Consider the following 18757-nt stretch of genomic DNA (forward strand, 5'->3'; position numbering starts at 1 on the left):
TTTCCTTTACCGGCAAATAATTTTTTATTTTACTTCTCTAAACGCTTCATCTCTGTATATGCAAGTAAAAATGGACCGACACCTTTTGCATCATCTTTTACAACCGGCTCGGACATATAATAATCAAATGTTCCGGAACGGCGGTTTGCTCCGCCTAATCCTGCAACCAGACAGATACCATCTAAATGAAGCTCTCCGTTTTCATCTTCCGATAAATATTTATCACAAATACCGTGAAATGCCCTCTCACCATAAACACGGTAACTTTCCGGCAAAAATCCAAGACGTACACCCTTAAGCAGTGCATATGCCATGATCGAGCTTCCGCTTGTCTCAAGATAATTACGATCCATTCCACCGACATTTACGACCTGATACCACATGCCACTCTCATCCTGATATTTTAACATGGAATCCATCAGATCCACAAAGATCTGTTTTATTTTTTCATATGGTTCGCCGACAGACGCATCTGCTTTATCTAGGGTATCAAGCAAAGCCATGGAATACCATCCCAATGCACGAAGCCAGAAATTCTGGCTGAGACCGGTTACTTTATCACACCAGAACATTTCTCTTGAGGAATCATACGCATGATAGTAAAGTCCAGTCTTTGGATCACGCATGTGCTCTGCCACATTAAAAAACTGTGAAAAAATATCGTCATAATTTTTTTTGTCATTGAAACGGGTCTCATACTCCATATAAAATGGCTGGCACATATAAAGTCCGTCTAACCATACCTGATTCGGATAAATGTTTTTATGCCAGAAATTTCCTTCTTTTGTACGAGGCATTTTCTTGATCTGGCTATATACAAGGTCGATCGCTTTACGGTATTTTTCTTTTCCTGTCAGATCATAAAGTTCAAATAATGTCTTTCCGGCATTGACATTGTCAATATTCAGTTCTTCCACGGAATATCCTTCAATCGAACCATCCTCCATAACTTTACAGTCAATAAAATGATCTGCAAATGAAAAATATTTTTCGTCTTTTGTGATGGCATACATCTCTAAAATTGCCTTGATCATACAGCCATCAATATAATTCCAGGTTGACTTTTTCCCCTGCAGAATTTTTTCGATGTTCCAGATCGGGCGATCCGGTGTGCTTTTTTCTAAAAGTTCATCAATGTATTTTTCAATCTTATCCATACTGTTTTTCTCCTTCTCCTGTGCATTTTGCCAGCCTGCATTACGAATTTCTGACACAACCACGTTACCTTTATCATAGCTTATATGATCCGGTTTGTAAATAAATATTTGTAAGCGCTTACAAGTTTTATTTACAAAACATAAAACAGATATCTTATGCGTTTTTCAAAACGGATATTACTTGCTTTTCTGACAAAAAATACATGTTTATCTGACATCATATTTCATATACTATCACTGAACAAAACAAAACGCGATCAAAAACACCGCAGCAAAACACAAACGCCGCGGAACATATGATCAGCGCGGCGTTTGTTCAGACTTAAATACAAAGGATACTTTGAAACAAATGATGTATCACAACACACCAAAGGAGGAAACTATTATGGCAAGTCGTTCATCTAACAGAGCAGCAGTTCCTGAAGCAAAAAGTGCATTAGACCGTTTCAAATATGAGGTAGCAAGCGAGATCGGCGTACCTTTAAAGGACGGTTACAATGGAGACCTTACTTCCAGACAGAACGGTTCTGTCGGCGGTTATATGGTTAAGAAAATGATCGAGGCACAGGAGAAACAGATGTCAGGCAAGTAATCATCTGCCAGCTAAGATTTATCGTCCGCTAAAATCATAATTTTGTCAGGAGCTATATGTCACCAGGAATTATGATTCCAGCCCAAAAAACGGGATGCTTTCCATAACGGAAGCTCCCGTTTTTTATATTTTTATATTCTGCCTCTAAATAAAATCCATTATAAACAGATCTCTGTCATAAATTTAATCTGCTCTTTTGATCCTCGAAGAAAATCTCCAGATAATGCTGCAGATTGACATTTTCTTCGCCAAAAAGTTCCGGGTCTGCGGCAAGCAGATCCTGCACTTCCTCTGATGCCTGTTGTAACACGGCTGCATCCTGATAAATATCTGCCAGCAAAAACTGCATCTCTCCGGACTGGCGGATGCCAAAAAAATCTCCCGGACCACGTAATTTCAGGTCTTCGCTTGCAATTTTAAATCCATCATTAGATTTATTTAAAATATCAAGCCGTTTCATCGAATTTTTACTGTCTGAGGCGTTGACCATAATACAGTAAGACTGGGCGTCACCTCTTCCGACACGTCCTCTTAACTGATGGAGCTGTGCAAGTCCAAAACGTTCTGCATTCTCGATCATCATGACCGTAGCATTCGGCACATTGACGCCAACCTCAACAACTGTCGTGGAAACAAGCACCTGAATCTCATTTTTTACAAATTGATCCATAATCTTATTTTTCTGGTCAGCTTTCATCTGTCCGTGTAAAACACCGATCACAATGTCTTCCGGCAGTTCTTCCCGCAGACGTTTTGCATAATCGGTAACGTTCTCCGCTTCCATATTTTCACTTTCTTCCACCAGCGGACAGATCACATATGCCTGATGTCCCGCGCGTATCTCATGCTCGATAAAAGCATATGCTTTCGGGCGGTATCGCCGGTCAACTACACAGTTTTTGATTGGAAGTCTTTTTGCCGGAACTTCATCAATGACAGAAATATCCAGATCCCCATAGATAATGATCGCCAAAGTACGTGGAATCGGTGTTGCACTCATGACAAGTACATGCGGTTCTGTTCCTTTTCCTGCAAATGTTTCACGCTGCCGTACTCCAAAACGATGCTGTTCGTCCGTGATCACAAGTGCCAGATTCTGATAAATTGCTTTCTCCTGTATCAGTGCATGTGTCCCGATGATCATAGCATTCGGATATACCTCTAATGCTTCATAAGCGCGGCGTTTCTGTTTTGCCGTCATGGAACCGGTCAAAAGCACGATAGGAATATGAAGTCCAAACTGTTCACACATATTCTGATAAGACTCATAATGCTGTCTTGCAAGTACTTCCGTCGGCGCCATGATCGCAGACTGGTATCCATTGTGTGCTGTATCAGCCATCGCAAGGAACGCAACGATCGTTTTACCGGAGCCTACGTCTCCCTGGATCAGACGCTGCATGACCGTCTCGGAACGCATATCACGTTTCACATCCGCAAGTGCTTTTTTCTGTGCATTGGTAAGCTCATAAGGAAGTTTTTCTATCAACCCATTTGTAAAATCATCCTCAGTAAAAACAAACTCATTTTTCTCTTTGACATGCTTTTCCTTCTGATACTGCATGCTTAATATAAAAAGGAAAAATTCATCAAACACAAGGCGTCTTCTCGCTGTAATGAGTGTATCCATATCCTCCGGAAAATGAATCTGCCGTATGGCGTAATTATACTCACAAAGCCCATATTTTTCGCGGATCGCGCATGGAAGATAATCCATAAACAACTGTTCGTCTCCAAGTGCCGCCCGCACTGTTTTCGTGACAAGATTATTGGAAAGTCCGTTGGTCAGCGTGTATACAGGCAGAAATACCTGTTCCATGGATGCATACTGTTCTTCTGTAAACAAGGCTGCCTGCTCCATGACAAGTCTTCCGTTCTTTTTATTAACTTTTCCATAAAATATGTAGGTGTTGCCGGCTTTTAAATTATTTTTCATATAAGGCATCCGGTACCATACCAGTTCTAAGGAAACTCCCATCTCACTGATCGTCGTAACCGTGATCTGCATAGTACGCACTTTTCGCACTACCGGTGTTCTTGTGATCCGTCCAAGAACCGCTGCCTGTTCTCCGTCTGACACCTCATCCACATGCTTCGCCTGCGGGTACTGTATATATGTCCGGGGATAATGAAGGAGTATATCACCTACGGTGTATACTCCTATCTTATGAAATAATTCTTCTGTTTTAGCGCCAACACCCTTAATATCTCTTAAAGGGGAATTGCGGTCCATTTTTACTCCATTCTTATTCTACAGAAATGACATAATAGTAGATTGGCTGTCCGCCGTAATGCACTTCGATCTCGACATCCGGGAATGCCTCTCCAATCTTCTCGCCAAGTGCATTTGCATCTTCTTCTTTCGTATCCTCACCATAATAAATGCTGACAATCGCAGAATCTTCATTCACAAGCTGTTTCATCATATCCATGACTGTCGGTTCTAAATTCTGTCCTACGGAAAGAATACCGGAATCGCCGATACCCATAAAATCATCCTGTTTGATTTCTTTATCATCGATCACTGTGTCACGGACTGCATAAGTAACCTGACCTGTCTTGACCGTGGAAATCTCAGCACTCATACGCTGTTCATTGTCTTCCGGTGTACTGTCCGGAATGAAATTGATCAGAGCAGTGATACCCTGCGGAATCGTCTTAGTCGGGATAACAATGATCTTTTTGTCCTCTACTAAAGATGCTGCCTGATTTGCTGCAAGGATAATATTTTTATTGTTCGGCAAAATAAACACCGTCTTTGCATTTACTTTTTCAATGGCATTTAACATATCCTCAGTACTCGGGTTCATAGTCTGACCACCCTCGATGATATAATCAACACCGAGTCCCTTAAAGATCTCATTGATTCCCTCTCCGATGCTGACGGATATAAATCCCATCTCTTTTGGAGGCTCTGCCGGTTTTTCCTCTTTTTCTTCCGGAATACCTGCTGACTGCATCTCTTTTTCTTTCAGGGCAGAAATCTTTTCATCACGCTCTAACTTCATATTTTCAATGATGATTGTAGTCAGGGAGCCATAGGTCAGTCCTCTCTGCATCGCAAGTCCCGGATCGTTGGTATGTACATGTACCTTTACGATCTCATCATCTGCGACAACAACAATGGAATCACCGATCGTCTCCAGATAAGACTTAAACTCATTCTCCTGCTGCAGTGTGATCGGCGTATCAAGCATAATAAGGAACTGTGTACAATATGCAAATTTGATCTCCTGATTTGCCTGTGCTTCAATATTGTAGGATGTTCCTGTACTTTCCGGTGCCTTTTTCACCGCCTGGGTTTCCTCGATGGTGTAATCCACTTCTTTGCCGAGCAGTGCATCCATTGCTCCTTTCATAACCTGCATCAGACCCTGTCCGCCGGAATCCACAACTCCCGCCTGTTTTAAAACAGGAAGCATCTCCGGTGTGAGATCTAACACGCGGTCACCTTCCTTGATGACTTCTTCACAGAAATATACCAGATCTTCTGTATCATCACAAAGTTCTAACGCACGGTCAGACATGCCTTTTGCCACAGTCAGGATTGTTCCCTCTTTTGGCTTCATAACAGCTTTGTATGCTGTCTCAACGGCCTTCTGGAAAGAATCTGATAAAATCTGTACGTTGATCTCATCATATTCCGCGATCACCTTTGTAAAACCACGGAACAACTGTGAAAGAATAACACCGGAGTTACCTCTCGCTCCTCTTAAAGAACCGGATGAAATAGCTTTTGCCAATGCTTTCATCTCCGGTTTTTCCAAAGCACTTACCTCTCTTGCCGCTGACATGATCGTCATTGACATATTTGTACCGGTATCACCATCCGGAACCGGGAATACGTTCAGCTCGTTGATCCATTCTTTCTTTGCATCCAGATTCTTTGCTCCGGCAAGAAACATCTTCGCCACAAGCTCAGTATTTATCGTAGTGATTTCCACCTTCTATGTCCTCCTTAATCAATTACACGCACGCCTTCAACGTAAATGTTAATTTTTTTGATTTCCAGTCCGGTAAACTCTTCTACTTTATATCTTACCGTCTCTATTAAATTATCGGAAACCGTACTGATGCTGACGCCGTAGGATACGATCACGTGAAAATCGATCGTAATCTTATTATCCTCGTCAATCGCTACATTAATACCATGTGTCAAATAATCTTTTTTCAGTAACTTCACCAGACCATCTTTCATGTTAACTGCAGCCATACCTACGATTCCAAAGCACTCTACAGCTACAGATCCTGCATAGGTTGCAATCACTTCCGGGTCTATTGAAACTCTTCCCAACTGGGTATCCATATGTCCATTCATATACGTTCCTGCTCCTTTCAAAGCCATATTAACGCTAGTTTATTGTCTATTATAACCGCTTTTTACCAAAATTCCTAGTCCTGTTTACTATTTTTAATATTTTTTTTAAAATTTACTTGCAATATAAAAATGAATCTGTTAGAATAAACATGTTGTGAGTCTGATAGTACAGGCAGACTTAGTGAATTACAAGGAGGTGCAAAACTATGGCAAAATGTGCAGTTTGTGGAAAGGGCGCTCATTTCGGAAATAATGTCAGCCATTCTCATAGAAGATCAAATAGAATGTGGAAATCAAACATCAAGCGTGTGAGCTGTAAAGTAAACGGAACACCTAAGAAATTATATGTATGTGCTTCCTGTTTGAAATCCGGCAAAGTTGAAAGAGCTTAATTGAACAGTAAAAAAGCTGTCATATCAAATTTGATATGGCAGTTTTTTTATGTAATAGGAAATTTCGTTGAAATTCTCTATTACATAAAATAATGTTCTATAAATTAAATACGAAGACTCAAAAAAGGGATGGCATTTCATATCTGTCATCCCTCTTTCCTTTAAAAGATCAAATTCCTGTCTTTATTTTTTCTTTACCTTTATCACACAGGTAACCTTTTTCCCACTGGACGTAGTTGCTGTAATTTTTACCTTTCCAGCTTTCTTTGCTTTTACAGTTCCAAACTGGTCTACCGTTGCAATCTTTTTATTTGAACTCTTCCATTTTACGATATCCGTTGAATTAAACGGTTTTACTTTTGCCTTAAGTTCATATCTGCCGCCAGTCTTCATGGTCAGCTGTTTTTTATTTAATTTGATTGACGTCGATTTTTTGGCTTTCTTTACAACATGTACCTTACATGTTACTTTTTTGCCGCTCGTCGTCTTAGCTGTGATGACTGCAGTGCCGGTCTTTTTAGCTGTTACTTTTCCATTTTTTACGGTTGCCACTGATTTTTTGGAACTGCTCCACTTAATTTTATTGGTACTGTCAATTGGATTCATGGTTGCTTTAAGGCTTATTTTTTTCCCTTTTACCACATAAATCTCTTTGACATTCATGGTTACTTTTTTAGACGGAATTTTAACTGTAACGGTACAAACTGCTGTTTTTTTACCGTCTGGCGTTTTTACTGTAATTTTTGTCTTACCTTTTCCGACCGCCTTAATCACGCCTTTGGCATTTACGGTTGCAACCTTTTTGTTGCCTGAACGGAATACCACCTTTTTATTTGCTGCATTTTCCGGTGTTATTTTTGCTGTCAGCGTAAACTTTTTTCCTTTATTTAAAGTAACTTTCGTTTTATTCAAAGATATGGCTGTTACCGCTGCATTTCCTGAATCCTGTGAGTCTGGTGCTTTTTCATCTGGCTTCTTTGTATCTGGTGTCTTTTCATCTGGTATCTTCGTATCTGGTGTTTTTTCATCTGGCTTCTTTATATCCGGCGTATTTTCATCCGGTTTTTTATCTCCTGGTTTCTCCGGATCTACATTTTCTCTATCCTTCCACTTCGCATAAAGAACAACATCACCTGTCATATTAGCTTCGATATTCTCTACCAGAACTGTATATTCAGGATCAAGATACCATCCCAAAAATTCATTTGTATCACAGGAAGGCGCTTTCAACCCGACCATTTTACCATAAGTATAAGCATCCGGATTCGGATTTTTTACGTCTGCATCAAGATTCATCACATATTGAATCTGATATTTATTCGGCTTATAGAACAGCTTTATTACCAGTTTATCTGAGGCTTTCCCTGATACAACACTACCATTCACTTCAGGTGCAAACGTATATCCTTCATAATTTCTGCACAGTCCATCTTTTTGTGCATCCACCATGGTATCTGCCTTGGCTGCTCCATGTGCCTTTTCATATAACACATAACTTCCATTTTTCTGAAGATAATGTTCTACCTGATAGCTGCAGACACCATCGAGTGTCTCATCGCCAACCTTTGTAAGAGACACATCCTTAAGCCACATTTTTGTATTTTCCGGTGTATTCTCATCACATGCACCAAAGAAAAATCCAACTGTAGCTTTTTCATCATTTGCCTTAAACTGACATGTAAACTCCTGTTCATCCCCTGTCATATCAAAACTGAATTTCTGTCCACTGATATCAACATCAAGTTTTTTATTTATCTCGGACTTTGCCTTAAATTTTAAAACATATTCTGTATCTTTAGAAACAAGAACATTCTGCGATAACTGGATTCCCCAGGAATCATAAACACCAAACTGGTTTTTCCACGGATAAAGCATATTGATTTCTGCCTGACCGCCCACATAACGGACACTGGCAGATTCCGGTTCACCACCTGCCCAGAATTTCCAATTCTTTTCGCCTTCCGAGAAATCACCATTCGTCATGTATTCCTGAATACCGGCGCTTGTGATCTGCAAAAATGCCAGATTCGTATCTGAAAATCCATCTGCTTTTATTACGATCTCATAGTTTCCTGTCTGGTGAAATACACTACCGGAAATAGTAATTTTATCATCATCAAACTTGCTGTTTTGTTTTTCCACAGCGGTTCCATTCACATAAACTGTCTTTTCTGCAGCATTCCATGCATCATTGACACCAACCAGGTTCAATACTGCATCCTGTGTCAGCTTGACACTTCCTGCGGATTCAACTTCAGGAATCCGCGTCAGTGCATCTTCCGCACCCATTTCTTCTATACAAATATTATCAAAATAAACTGTATGTTCATCAGATGGTGTGATCAGACTGCCCATCGCCACATTTCCAAGCATGAATGCTATTTCCGCATTATTTTCCGGTGCAGTAAAATAACGGGTGTATTTATGATATCTGCTTCCCAGTTTATAGGTTGTAAGTCCACCTGCAATCTGAAGGCTGACCGGACGGTCCACTGTTGCACGAGCATCAAAGGTAATCTTATATTCAACGCCTTTTTTTACCGGAATATTTTTTTGTATCAACTGAAGATCCCAGAAATTCTGAGCCCATTTATACTCAATTTTCGCTTCTTTCGATTCTGTTACGCTGAGATTTCCCGCAGGATATCCTTCCCCCTCGTTAAAATAGCTGTCTGCCCATGATGCTGTTCCTTTTGAAAAATTGCCATTCAAAACCAGATTTTTTCCTGCTGGAAATACCTCAAGATTCCACTCACAAAGATCAAATCCGGAAGCTGAAATTTTGATTTTATATTTTCCTTCCTCTGAAATAGTTCCAGCCGGAATTGTCATCGTAGTATCATCAAATACAGCTTCCACCTGTTTTCCATCAACTGTTACTGTTTTTTCTGCTGCTTTCCATGCATCCCCTGTACTACTTGCAGGATGCATCTGAAATACAATATCCTGATCTGCTTTTGCTACACCATTTTTATAGAAGAACGGCATCTGCAAAATCGGCGCATTCGAAACATTAAGTTTCACATTACGAAATGAAATTTTGCACTCACCTGATACCTGCGCAAGCAGATATTTAAACTCCATCACACCGGAACTATTACAGGTAAACGTAATATCCTCGTTTGTCCAGTCAGTTGTCGTCTTACACTGTTTTTCGGTAATAACTGTATAACTTCCATCTGTCGTTTCTATTTTAGCAGTGTATGTTTCTCCCGCACGTTCTGCTTTCTGTTCAAAATGCAGTTCATACGTCATTCCCTCTTCCATCTGCATGGCATCGGCAATCAGCATTTTATCCCATACATTTCCACTTGGAACTGCAGTTACCGTACACACGCCATCTGCCACATCAACAGCCGGATTACCATAAGTACTCCATCCTTTTAAATCATTTCCGCTGCATCCTGCAAAATCACCATTTTCAATCGGATATACTTTTATCTGGCTGTAATCCACGTTATAATTTGTCAGACGTTTCAGGGATATATTATCTATATGTATTTTCTTACCATCATTCCCAACTATAAATGATACACTTCCTGTTTTGTCAGATACATTTTCCGGCACTGTAAAAGATACTTTTTTCTTTTGCATGTCCGAAGTCAGATCCACCGTTTCAGAAATATACTCTGTGCCATTTGCTCCCTTCACCTGCACTCTGATACTATCACCTGAAAATGCAGCAGCATCGAAAGTAAGTTCATAACGATCTTTTCCAAGCAGAGAAATTCCTGTCTGTTCTATGCCAGCATTTTCATCTGTTCCAGATCCAAGTACCAGTTTACGCTGTGTATCAACATTTGCAGCTGCATTACCTTTTACATTCCAAAATTTTAATCTTGTATAGGCACCACCTGCATCTTTATTATTTCCCTGATCAAAGGTTCCGTTATAAATGTGTTCTCCACCCTTTGTCGGTTCCTTATCTCCATCTTCTGTGATTCCCTGATAAAGTCCGATTGCAACCAATGATGCATTTCTGATATAAACTCCGGCCGTGGACGTCAAACCAAGGTTTAATTCCAGACGTGCATAGTCATCGTTAAATTCTTTCATGTCGAACTTATAGGTATAAGTTTTCCATTCGGTCGTCAATGGAACGGTAAAAGCATCGCTGTATTTTGTCCAGCTTCCAAGGAAATTATAGGTAAAATCGCCTGCCTGTGCCGTGATACTGCGTGCTTCATCTGCTTTTGCATCAAATTTTAATTCATATTCATATCCATATGTCAAAGGAAACTGATGCATCAGCTGCACAGAGTACCCATTTTCTCCGGCAGAACTGATGCTTACCTTAGCACCACCCTCGGCAGCAGTCACATTCGCTGCACCTCCTGTGCCATTCTGCAGATACCAACCTTCGATTCCCTCTGCATGTTCAGTAATTTTTCTTGCCTTTGTCAGATCACCGCTTAAGAAATTGGTTTTTCCGACAATGCCGCCTTCTAATCCGCCAGCCTGCGCCGCCTCTGATTCAACAGTTTTTTCATCCTCAGAATAATCATGGATTTCTCCATTTGCATCCAGCAGATCATAGACACGCACATAGTCTACTTTCATCTGTCCGCCATCAATGTCATCCAGATTGCCACTGTCGTAATTACCACCCACTGCCAGGTTTAACATGATATAAAATTCCTGGTCAAACGGAGCCGGATAAGTAAAGTTTTCTTTATTATCTGAACCAATAGAATACCAGTTGGTAATGGTCTTGTAGCACTGATCATCTACGAACCAGCTGATCTTACCCGGTGTCCATTCTAACGCATATTCATGCTCCTGTGTAAAATTAAAGGATGGATCGATCGTCGTATCATAGTGTCCTCCACGTGATTTATTATTCGGCCATGAATTACCAAAATGTATCGTACCGTCAACACTTCCCGTAACACGTCCTCTTGCCTCCATAATATCGATCTCACCGGACGAAGCCCATCCACCATAAGCGTCATCCAGCGGCATCATCCAGAATGCCGGCCAGTATCCGGTACCTTCCGGAAGAGACATTTTTGCCTCAATACGACCATATTTTTTTGCATATAACGGCTCTTTTGCAGTTCCGTTATAATAATCATTTCCTTTTGTCCATAATTTCGCAGAGGTATAAGTGGAGCTTCCTCTGTTTTCTTTTCTTGCCGTAATCACAAGATGTCCATCTTCAAAAGAGATATTTTCTCCTTTTGTATAATATTCTTTCTCAGCATTTCCCCATCCGGCAACTCCATAATCACTGCCATCACCAGACTGATAATCCCATTTTGTCAGATCTAGCGAATCTTCATTAAATTCATCACTCCAGACCAGTTCCCAGTCTGTACTCTTTGTTTCTTTTGTTTCGCAGTCTACCGTATTTTTTGTAACTTTAGAACCAATCTGGGGGAAATCTGAACTTTCTAATTCTATCTGTTCTGTCTCAATTTCTGTCTCTATCTCAGCATCGTTTTCTGTCTCCATGCCGATTTCTGTCTCTGTCCCTGTTTCCGTATTAATCTCCGTATTGATTTCTTTTTCGGTGCCAGCTTCGGTTCCTGTCTGACTCTCTGTCTCGTTTTCTGATGTCTCAGCTTCTGATATTTCCGATTCTGATACTTCTGATTCCTGCACACTCTCCGTTGTTTGTGCTGCCTCTTCTGTGACCGGATCATTCTGCGCCCCTAATACCGTCCCGCACGGCATCACAGATGTTGCAGCCACAGTTGCCGTCAACGTAATTGCGATAATTCTGGTTAGTTTCCTGTTTTTCATCATTATACTCCTTCTCTTCTTTTTAGGTGCAAATCCCCCTTGCAACCTTATTTTTATTAAAAAATACAATGATGCCAGAAACAATTCTCCATTTTTCAAAATGGTTTCTTTTTTTTACTTTTTATTTCGAAAAAAACACCCGAAAATTCAGATCTGAATTTTCAGGTGCTTTTCTTTATTCATTCTCTTATTTTACTTTGATACTTTTTCCTTCATAATATAAGGTACTCTTAAAGGTTTTATATTTCTTATTGATTTTCACTTTCTTTTCAGCGACAACTTTTACGTAATATGTTTTACCTGATTTCAAAGCAGCTTTTCCATATTTTTTAATCGTAACACTTGTTTTCTTGCTGTTATAGGTACCGACTTTTTTATATCCGCTCTTTTCCTTATTGGAAACATATACCGTATAACTTGTTGCTCCTGTCACTTTATTCCAGTTTGCAGAAATTTTCTTTCCGGATGATTTTAATTTTAAATTCTTGTATGGTGCCTTTGCAAAATATAATGTGTCAGACCATGCACCATAAGCCTTTTTGTTATTATTTAAATTGACATAACCTCTTACTTTGATACGGTAAAACTGTGTTTTCTTGATCTTATTGGTAGAAATATCAAGGCGTTTAGAAGTCGTTGTATTACTTAATATTTTCTTTCCGGAATTATCATAAAGAATATATTCATATCCACTCGCGGAATTAGAAGGATTCCATTCTATATATGCAGTATTTATATATGAATAAAATACGGTATTTTCTACTCCGGTGATCTTCGTTGGTTTAACTTTTACATCATAATAGTAACTGCCAGAACCTGCATAAGCTGTAAAGCCTGTACTGCTTGTTCTTCCTGCATAAACATGTCCACAATAACGGTTGTTCTTTTTTAATCCGGTAATTTTTACATTGTTATTTTGGGAGATAACTTCTGATGCTGTACGCTGCGATGCATTATTTAAATAATAATCGATCTTATAACAGTTTGCACCGGAAGAAGCCGGCCAGGTCAATGAAATGGATGTCGTACCTGCACCACTCTGTTTTACTGAACTCGATGCAACCTGCGCTGGAGCTGTTACAACTTCAATCGCCTTCGACCACGTCACATCGGCCGGCACAGTCGAACCAGAATGTGTTGCTGATGTTCCAATCTGGACGTAATAACTCTTTCCCGCAGAAAGACCTGAAATATAGCTTTCTGATTCATCATAGTTCCGCTCGCTTTTACTGCTGTTAAAACTTGAATCATTGCTGATACGATAATAATAATAAATATCATTCTGCATAACAGCATCCCACTGTACTGTTACAGAGCTGCTGCCCGCTTTTACCTGTTTCACGCCTGCCGGTGCAGCAGTCTGTGCATTCGCATCAACTCTTCCGGCAAGAACTAATGTCAGCGCAAACAGCATAACAAATAAAATTTTTTTTGTCTGTTTTCTTAACATTTTTATTCTCCTCTTTTTTATATTATTAATCTTATTTTACATCTTATATCACAGGAATACAATCCTACTTTCTTCCCAGCCTGATTTTTTCTAAAAAACTTCTTTTAAATCCGGCACGAATCATACAATCCCTGAATATATTCTTTAGACTGTACTGCATTCTCCGGCGTTGTATTTTCAAGCGTCACATGTATATACGGCTTTCTCTCCTTAATGAAACGAATAATCTTCTCATAGTTCATCTCACCTGTTCCTGCAGCGACTGACACCAGTTTCCCATCCTGCACCACAAAATCTTTCATATGGACCATTGCAATATCATCTCCAAGCAGCTCTATCGTTTCTTCTATGATCGCATCCCTGTTCTGATAATTGCTGATATCCAAAAGATTGACCGGATCAAAAATGATCTGAAGATTTGGAGACGCGATCTCATCAAGCACTTTCCGCGCTCTCTTCGGATTGCATACGATATGTTTCCACACCGGCTCGATTGCAAAAATAACGCCCATTTTTTCTGCATAGGAAATCACCGGTTTCACATTCTGTATAAAAATATCCAGCGCCTCATCTGAGTGATTTTTTTCCTCAAACTTATATGCCTCGTTGACAGCACCTGTCTCTGTTCCGACTACCCCGACGCCAAGCAGTGATGCAAACCGAATATGCGCCAGATAACGGTGTGTGATCTTTGCAAGCTGTCCTTCATCTGGATTTGCAAGGTTTAAATAACATCCCAGTACGGCAATATCAAGATCGTTTTTTGCAAATATTTTTTTCAAGTACATTGCATACCCCGGAGTCAGTGCCCCATCATCCACCGGATATTCCGTGATTACTTTTGAGAGTGCCAGATGTCCGCACAAAAACCCCTGCTCCTTTGCGATTGCAAGGCGCTCCTCAAGTGGTGCTTTTTTGATATCATGTAAACGTATTCCTAACTGCATATGTTTTCCTCTTTCTGTTCTACTGCACGAAATGGTCAATTCCCTCTGTAACAAGAAGTTCTCCATCCTGTCCCTCTATTTCCACGTTTTCTAATACCAGTTCTTTGATGTTGCGCGCAAAGATTCCCTTCTTTGTACACTCTTCCACACCGGAAGACATGGCAGGAACGCCGGATTTCGAATTCTTAGCATATGTCACTGTAATATTTTTCATAATGATCTGCTCAATTTTCTGTTCCGGCAGTCCATCAAAATATGCAGCTGCCACATGACAATTTTGGGCTTTAATATCCTCAAAATCAAGTCTTAAGATCGCAGGTGTACCATCATCTACCGGCATTTTTTCACGGCTCTGGACAAACTCGGTCTTGCCGTCCGGATCACAGAAATAAAAACAGTTTATCACAAACGGCGTCATAACCTGATCCATATCGATTTTCCGGAAAATAATCTGATCTAAAACGGCATCTTTTCCCCGTCCTCTGCGTGTCTTGATACGTAGTCCCCGGTCTGTATCGTAAAACCGGCATTCTTCCACGACCAGATTTTTGACACCGCCAGCCATCTCACTTCCGACTGTTACTGCACCATGACCATTTTCCATCAGGCATTGTCTGATATGGATATTTTCAGAAGGTGTCCTATATTTCTTTCCCATATAGATCTTACCAGACTTAACTGCTATGCAGTCATCTCCAAGTGAGAATTTCACACCGACAATATCTACATTTTTGCATGATTCAGGATCCAGGCCATCCGTATTTGGCGAATCGCTTGGATTGTTGATCGTAAGTCCGTAGAATTTCAGGTTATCTGAAAAATACGGATGCAGTGTCCAGGACGGACTGTTCTTGAAAGTTACACCACAAAGTGTCACATTCTGACAATGGCTTAAGAAAAACAGACGCGGGCGGAATGCTCCTACCATGACTTTCGGATTTTTCCACCAGTTTTCTTTTGAAGCATTGCCATTTATCGTTCCTCTTCCGTAGATCAATACATTTTCTACATCCAGTCCGGTGATGATGCCGGCAAACATCGGTAATGGATTTCCTTCCCACGTTCCTAAATTATATTCACCCTGTTCATCATAACTTTCAATCATACCAGGAAATTTCGGATAGGCCGCCCTGTCTGTATCTGCGATAAGTTCTGCTCCCTTTGCAAGCTCAAGGCGCAGATTACTTTTTAAAAACAGACTGGTAATGCGATAGCTTCCCTTTGGAATAAGCACACGGCTTTCCTTCGGACAGGCTAGGATCGCTGCCTGTATAAACTTCGTATCATCCTGTTTTCCATCGCCTGTAGCACCAAAATCACGGACATTTAATGTGACAAATTCATATGCTGTAACAAACGATACCGTTCCTAGTTCGGTACCATCTGCTGTTCTTACAGAAACCTCATAGGAAGTCTGCGGTTTTAAATCAAACAATGAATTTATAACCGTATCCGTTGAAAATACCTCTTCACCGTTCAGCAGAACATGATATGTTTCTTTTGTATTGTAAATTCCACCATCTGCAATTTCAATGACCGCATTGCGGGCAGATTTCATAATCAGTTTTACTTCCATGACTCTTTTCCTCCCTATTCCGACTGTTCCATCGCAAGCAGATCATATTGTTCTATTGTTCTTGCTGTAATGTCTGACAGATATTCCGTCTGATCTGTCATGCCCGTATTTTTCAGATGCCCTGCCATTAAAGCACCTGTTTCTGCATATTTTTCTTTCAGCAAAATTCCAATATTGCAGCCTTTTAATATGGCATAGGTGAGTTCCGGTGTTTCTTCTCCCTCAGCTAACGCATCCTTTAATACGCATTTATAAACTGCGGTCAAAGTCCGGTATTTTTCATAAATCTCAAAACTGATCCCATCAATCACATCCACCAGGGCTGCTAAATATGCATTTCTTGCTTTTGCATCGGCAAATCCGGTTGACGCCTCATCTTCCATCCGGTCAACGATCTTATTGTACCGCTCTTTTTTCCCACATACCGTTTCATATTCCATAAAAAAAGGCATGGCATAGATATCCTCCGGCAATTCGCCCTGCGCTGCACGGATCTGTTCTGCTTTCTCCTTATATACTCCATCTCCTGTTTCTTTATAAAACATGACTGCTAGTCTTCCGAGCCGGTCTGCCTCTGATTCATTCAGAGAAGCAATCGCCTCTTCCGGCATCTGCATAAGTTTTCTGATATCTTCCTGTCTTTTTGTTTCCATTTGTCTCCCTCGTTTTTCTGATACTGACTTTTTTATGCTTCGATATCCTGATAAATAAAATTTAAAAAATCTGCATACAATTTGTGTTCTCCGGCAACCGCATAAATACCTGTCATTGCCCCGGTAAAGCGCTTACCCATATGAATTCCTTCATCGCATAGATAATAAACATTCGCAATCTCTGCTGCTATATGTTTTTCTTCCCCCTGCAGCCGGTAAGTAAAACGCCGCTTTAAATACTCTGTTTCCACTTTCAGGCTGATCTTTTTCCCTGAACAATCACATGGAAGCATCTGTCTCTCATGCAGAACATCTTTATCCCCAATATGTTCTTTTACCTGGATATAATAAGAATTTTCCCTGCAGACTGCAAGACACACCCATGTATTTTCGTCATAATAACAGACTAAACCTGCTTCCTGACCACCTATAAGTTCCGGTATCACAAGTTCCGTTTCCGCAGTAAAACAAAACGAAGTCTGTCTCTGCAATAAAATATTTTTAGCAGCCACATCTCTGAGTGGAAAACAGCTCCCTTTGATACGGATTCCTGATGAGAGAAAACGGATTCCTTCCGGCTCCGGTGCACGTGGTGTCATCCATTTTGGGTTCCAGCCAATATCCGGCTCTTCTTCCGGCATCCACACCGGAAGGTCCGGTCTTTTCTGCAAAACAGAAGGACCTTTTAATCCATTTACGACCGGCCAGCCATCCGCTGTCCAGCTTACCGGATCAAGTGCCGTCTCCCTGCCAAGCATACTGTAACCATCTCCGATCATCCTGCCGCAGAGATATACCATATACCACTCCCCGTTCTGTGTGCAGACCGGCTTTCCATGACCACATCTCTGGATCGCTGCCCCCTCATCCATCTGCCGCATGATCGGGTTGTATGGACACGGTTCATAATTTCCCATAAGCGTCTTACTTCTCGCAACCGAAATCCTGTGCCCCATTCCGGTTCCTCCTTCTGCCAAAAACAGATAATAATAACCGTCTTTTTTCAACAGATGTGGTCCTTCCGGCGCACGTTTCTGATCTCCGTAATACAACAATTTTGCCTCAGAGATCTGCTTTGTGCAGTCATCATTCAGTTCTAAAATCCTCGCCCCACGGTTTAGCAGCATATAGTGTCTGCCATTCTCGTGAAAGATAGACGGATCAATTCCATCCTCATCAATGACCGCCGGTTTACTGTACGGTCCCTCCGGTCTATCTGAGCTTACCACGATCTGTTTACGGTACACAGTGCCTGTGTCATTCAGGCGGTAGGTTGCCGTGACATAAAATTTTCCATTATCATAAGAAATATCCGGTGCCCAGTAGCCTCTGCCGCCTTCCAGTTCATCCAGTGCCGCCCACTGTGGATCTGTGATCGCATGACCGATGATCTCCCAGTGTATCAGATCCCTCGAGTGCGAAACCGGGATACAGGGGAAAAATATGAATGATGAATTCACCATATAATAATCTTCCCCGACACGCACAATAGACGGGTCCGGGAACATTCCACAGCGTATCGGATTATGATACATCCCCTCATAAGATGCACCTGTTCGTTCTTTATAGTAAGAAAGAAGTTTCTCATCTTTTCTTTCATATGCAATCTGATACGGTGTCACACATTTACCATCTCCTGCCGTAATATCCATTCCAACTTTTTCCACAAGGTAACGGTTCATTTCCAGATTACCGGACGCCGCTGCATAATGCAGAATATTTCTATGATTTTCATCCACCGTATTCATACTTGCTCTGGAATATTCGACAATATACTTTACAATAGAAAAATCTCCAAGTTCCGCTGCATACAAAGCAAGCGGTACACCTTTTTCCGTCACATCATCAATGCAGGATGGATTTTCTGTCAGTTCACGGATCACACCATCTAAATTTTTTGCTTCTAATTCTTTTTGAAGTCCCATAA

At 40.8% G+C, this 18757-nt stretch carries 12 protein-coding genes; 2 read left to right on the forward strand and 10 right to left on the reverse strand.

The genetic code is table 11. The annotated features are described in order from the left end of the window. Positions 1 to 29 precede the first annotated feature (29 nt). Positions 30 to 1157, reverse strand: coding sequence for a glycoside hydrolase family 105 protein (locus tag ACDD58_RS15135; RefSeq protein ID WP_370778241.1), 1128 nt, complete (start codon positions 1155 to 1157; stop codon positions 30 to 32). 385 nt (positions 1158 to 1542) lie between these two features. Here ACDD58_RS15135 and ACDD58_RS15140 point away from each other — a divergent pair, with 385 nt between their 5' ends. Continuing rightward, the gene (locus ACDD58_RS15140; RefSeq protein ID WP_117921873.1) at positions 1543 to 1749 is read left to right on the forward strand and encodes an alpha/beta-type small acid-soluble spore protein; all 207 of its coding nucleotides are present in this window, start codon (positions 1543 to 1545) and stop codon (positions 1747 to 1749) included. 175 nt (positions 1750 to 1924) lie between these two features. Here the strand turns inward: ACDD58_RS15140 and recG are convergent, their stop codons facing one another. From recG to ACDD58_RS15155, 3 genes are read right to left on the reverse strand one after another with little or no spacing between them, the layout of a single operon-like run. Further along, positions 1925 to 3982 carry an ATP-dependent DNA helicase RecG gene (recG, locus tag ACDD58_RS15145; RefSeq protein ID WP_370778243.1) on the reverse strand — a complete coding sequence of 686 codons (2058 nt, stop codon included), beginning with the start codon at positions 3980 to 3982 and terminating at the stop codon, positions 1925 to 1927. Between the two features lie 13 nt (positions 3983 to 3995). Further along, positions 3996 to 5693, reverse strand: a complete 1698-nt coding sequence (locus tag ACDD58_RS15150; protein ID WP_370778245.1) for a DAK2 domain-containing protein — start codon at positions 5691 to 5693, stop codon at positions 3996 to 3998. A 14-nt stretch (positions 5694 to 5707) separates the two neighbouring features. After that, a complete protein-coding gene (locus tag ACDD58_RS15155; RefSeq protein ID WP_015560583.1) occupies positions 5708 to 6067 on the reverse strand; it encodes an Asp23/Gls24 family envelope stress response protein in 360 nt (119 codons plus the stop codon). Between the two features lie 206 nt (positions 6068 to 6273). On the opposite strand from ACDD58_RS15155, the gene rpmB reads away from it, so the two are divergent. Continuing rightward, the gene (rpmB, locus tag ACDD58_RS15160) at positions 6274 to 6459 is read left to right on the forward strand and encodes a 50S ribosomal protein L28 (protein WP_006856028.1); all 186 of its coding nucleotides are present in this window, start codon (positions 6274 to 6276) and stop codon (positions 6457 to 6459) included. A 183-nt stretch (positions 6460 to 6642) separates the two neighbouring features. Here the strand turns inward: rpmB and ACDD58_RS15165 are convergent, their stop codons facing one another. The 6 genes from ACDD58_RS15165 to ACDD58_RS15190 all read right to left on the reverse strand — a co-directional run bounded on the left by ACDD58_RS15165 (position 6643) and on the right by ACDD58_RS15190 (position 18755). Then, complete coding sequence (locus ACDD58_RS15165; protein WP_370778247.1) at positions 6643 to 12204, reverse strand: carbohydrate binding domain-containing protein; 5562 nt, start codon at positions 12202 to 12204, stop codon at positions 6643 to 6645. 187 nt (positions 12205 to 12391) lie between these two features. Beyond that, positions 12392 to 13654, reverse strand: coding sequence for a hypothetical protein (locus ACDD58_RS15170; RefSeq protein WP_117921870.1), 1263 nt, complete (start codon positions 13652 to 13654; stop codon positions 12392 to 12394). A 104-nt stretch (positions 13655 to 13758) separates the two neighbouring features. After that, positions 13759 to 14601 (reverse strand): sugar phosphate isomerase/epimerase family protein, encoded by an 843-nt coding sequence (locus tag ACDD58_RS15175; RefSeq protein WP_370778249.1) that lies wholly within the window; start codon positions 14599 to 14601, stop codon positions 13759 to 13761. Between the two features lie 19 nt (positions 14602 to 14620). Then, on the reverse strand, positions 14621 to 16177 hold the full coding sequence (locus ACDD58_RS15180; protein WP_370778251.1) for a glycoside hydrolase family 28 protein: 1557 nt from the start codon (positions 16175 to 16177) through the stop codon (positions 14621 to 14623). A 14-nt stretch (positions 16178 to 16191) separates the two neighbouring features. After that, on the reverse strand, positions 16192 to 16830 hold the full coding sequence (locus ACDD58_RS15185) for a hypothetical protein (RefSeq protein WP_370778253.1): 639 nt from the start codon (positions 16828 to 16830) through the stop codon (positions 16192 to 16194). 32 nt (positions 16831 to 16862) lie between these two features. Continuing rightward, on the reverse strand, positions 16863 to 18755 hold the full coding sequence (locus ACDD58_RS15190) for a family 43 glycosylhydrolase (RefSeq protein ID WP_370778256.1): 1893 nt from the start codon (positions 18753 to 18755) through the stop codon (positions 16863 to 16865). Positions 18756 to 18757: the final 2 nt, after the last annotated feature.

This window comes from Roseburia sp., assembly GCF_041325975.1.
Taxonomy (GTDB): domain Bacteria; phylum Bacillota; class Clostridia; order Lachnospirales; family Lachnospiraceae; genus Roseburia; species Roseburia rectibacter.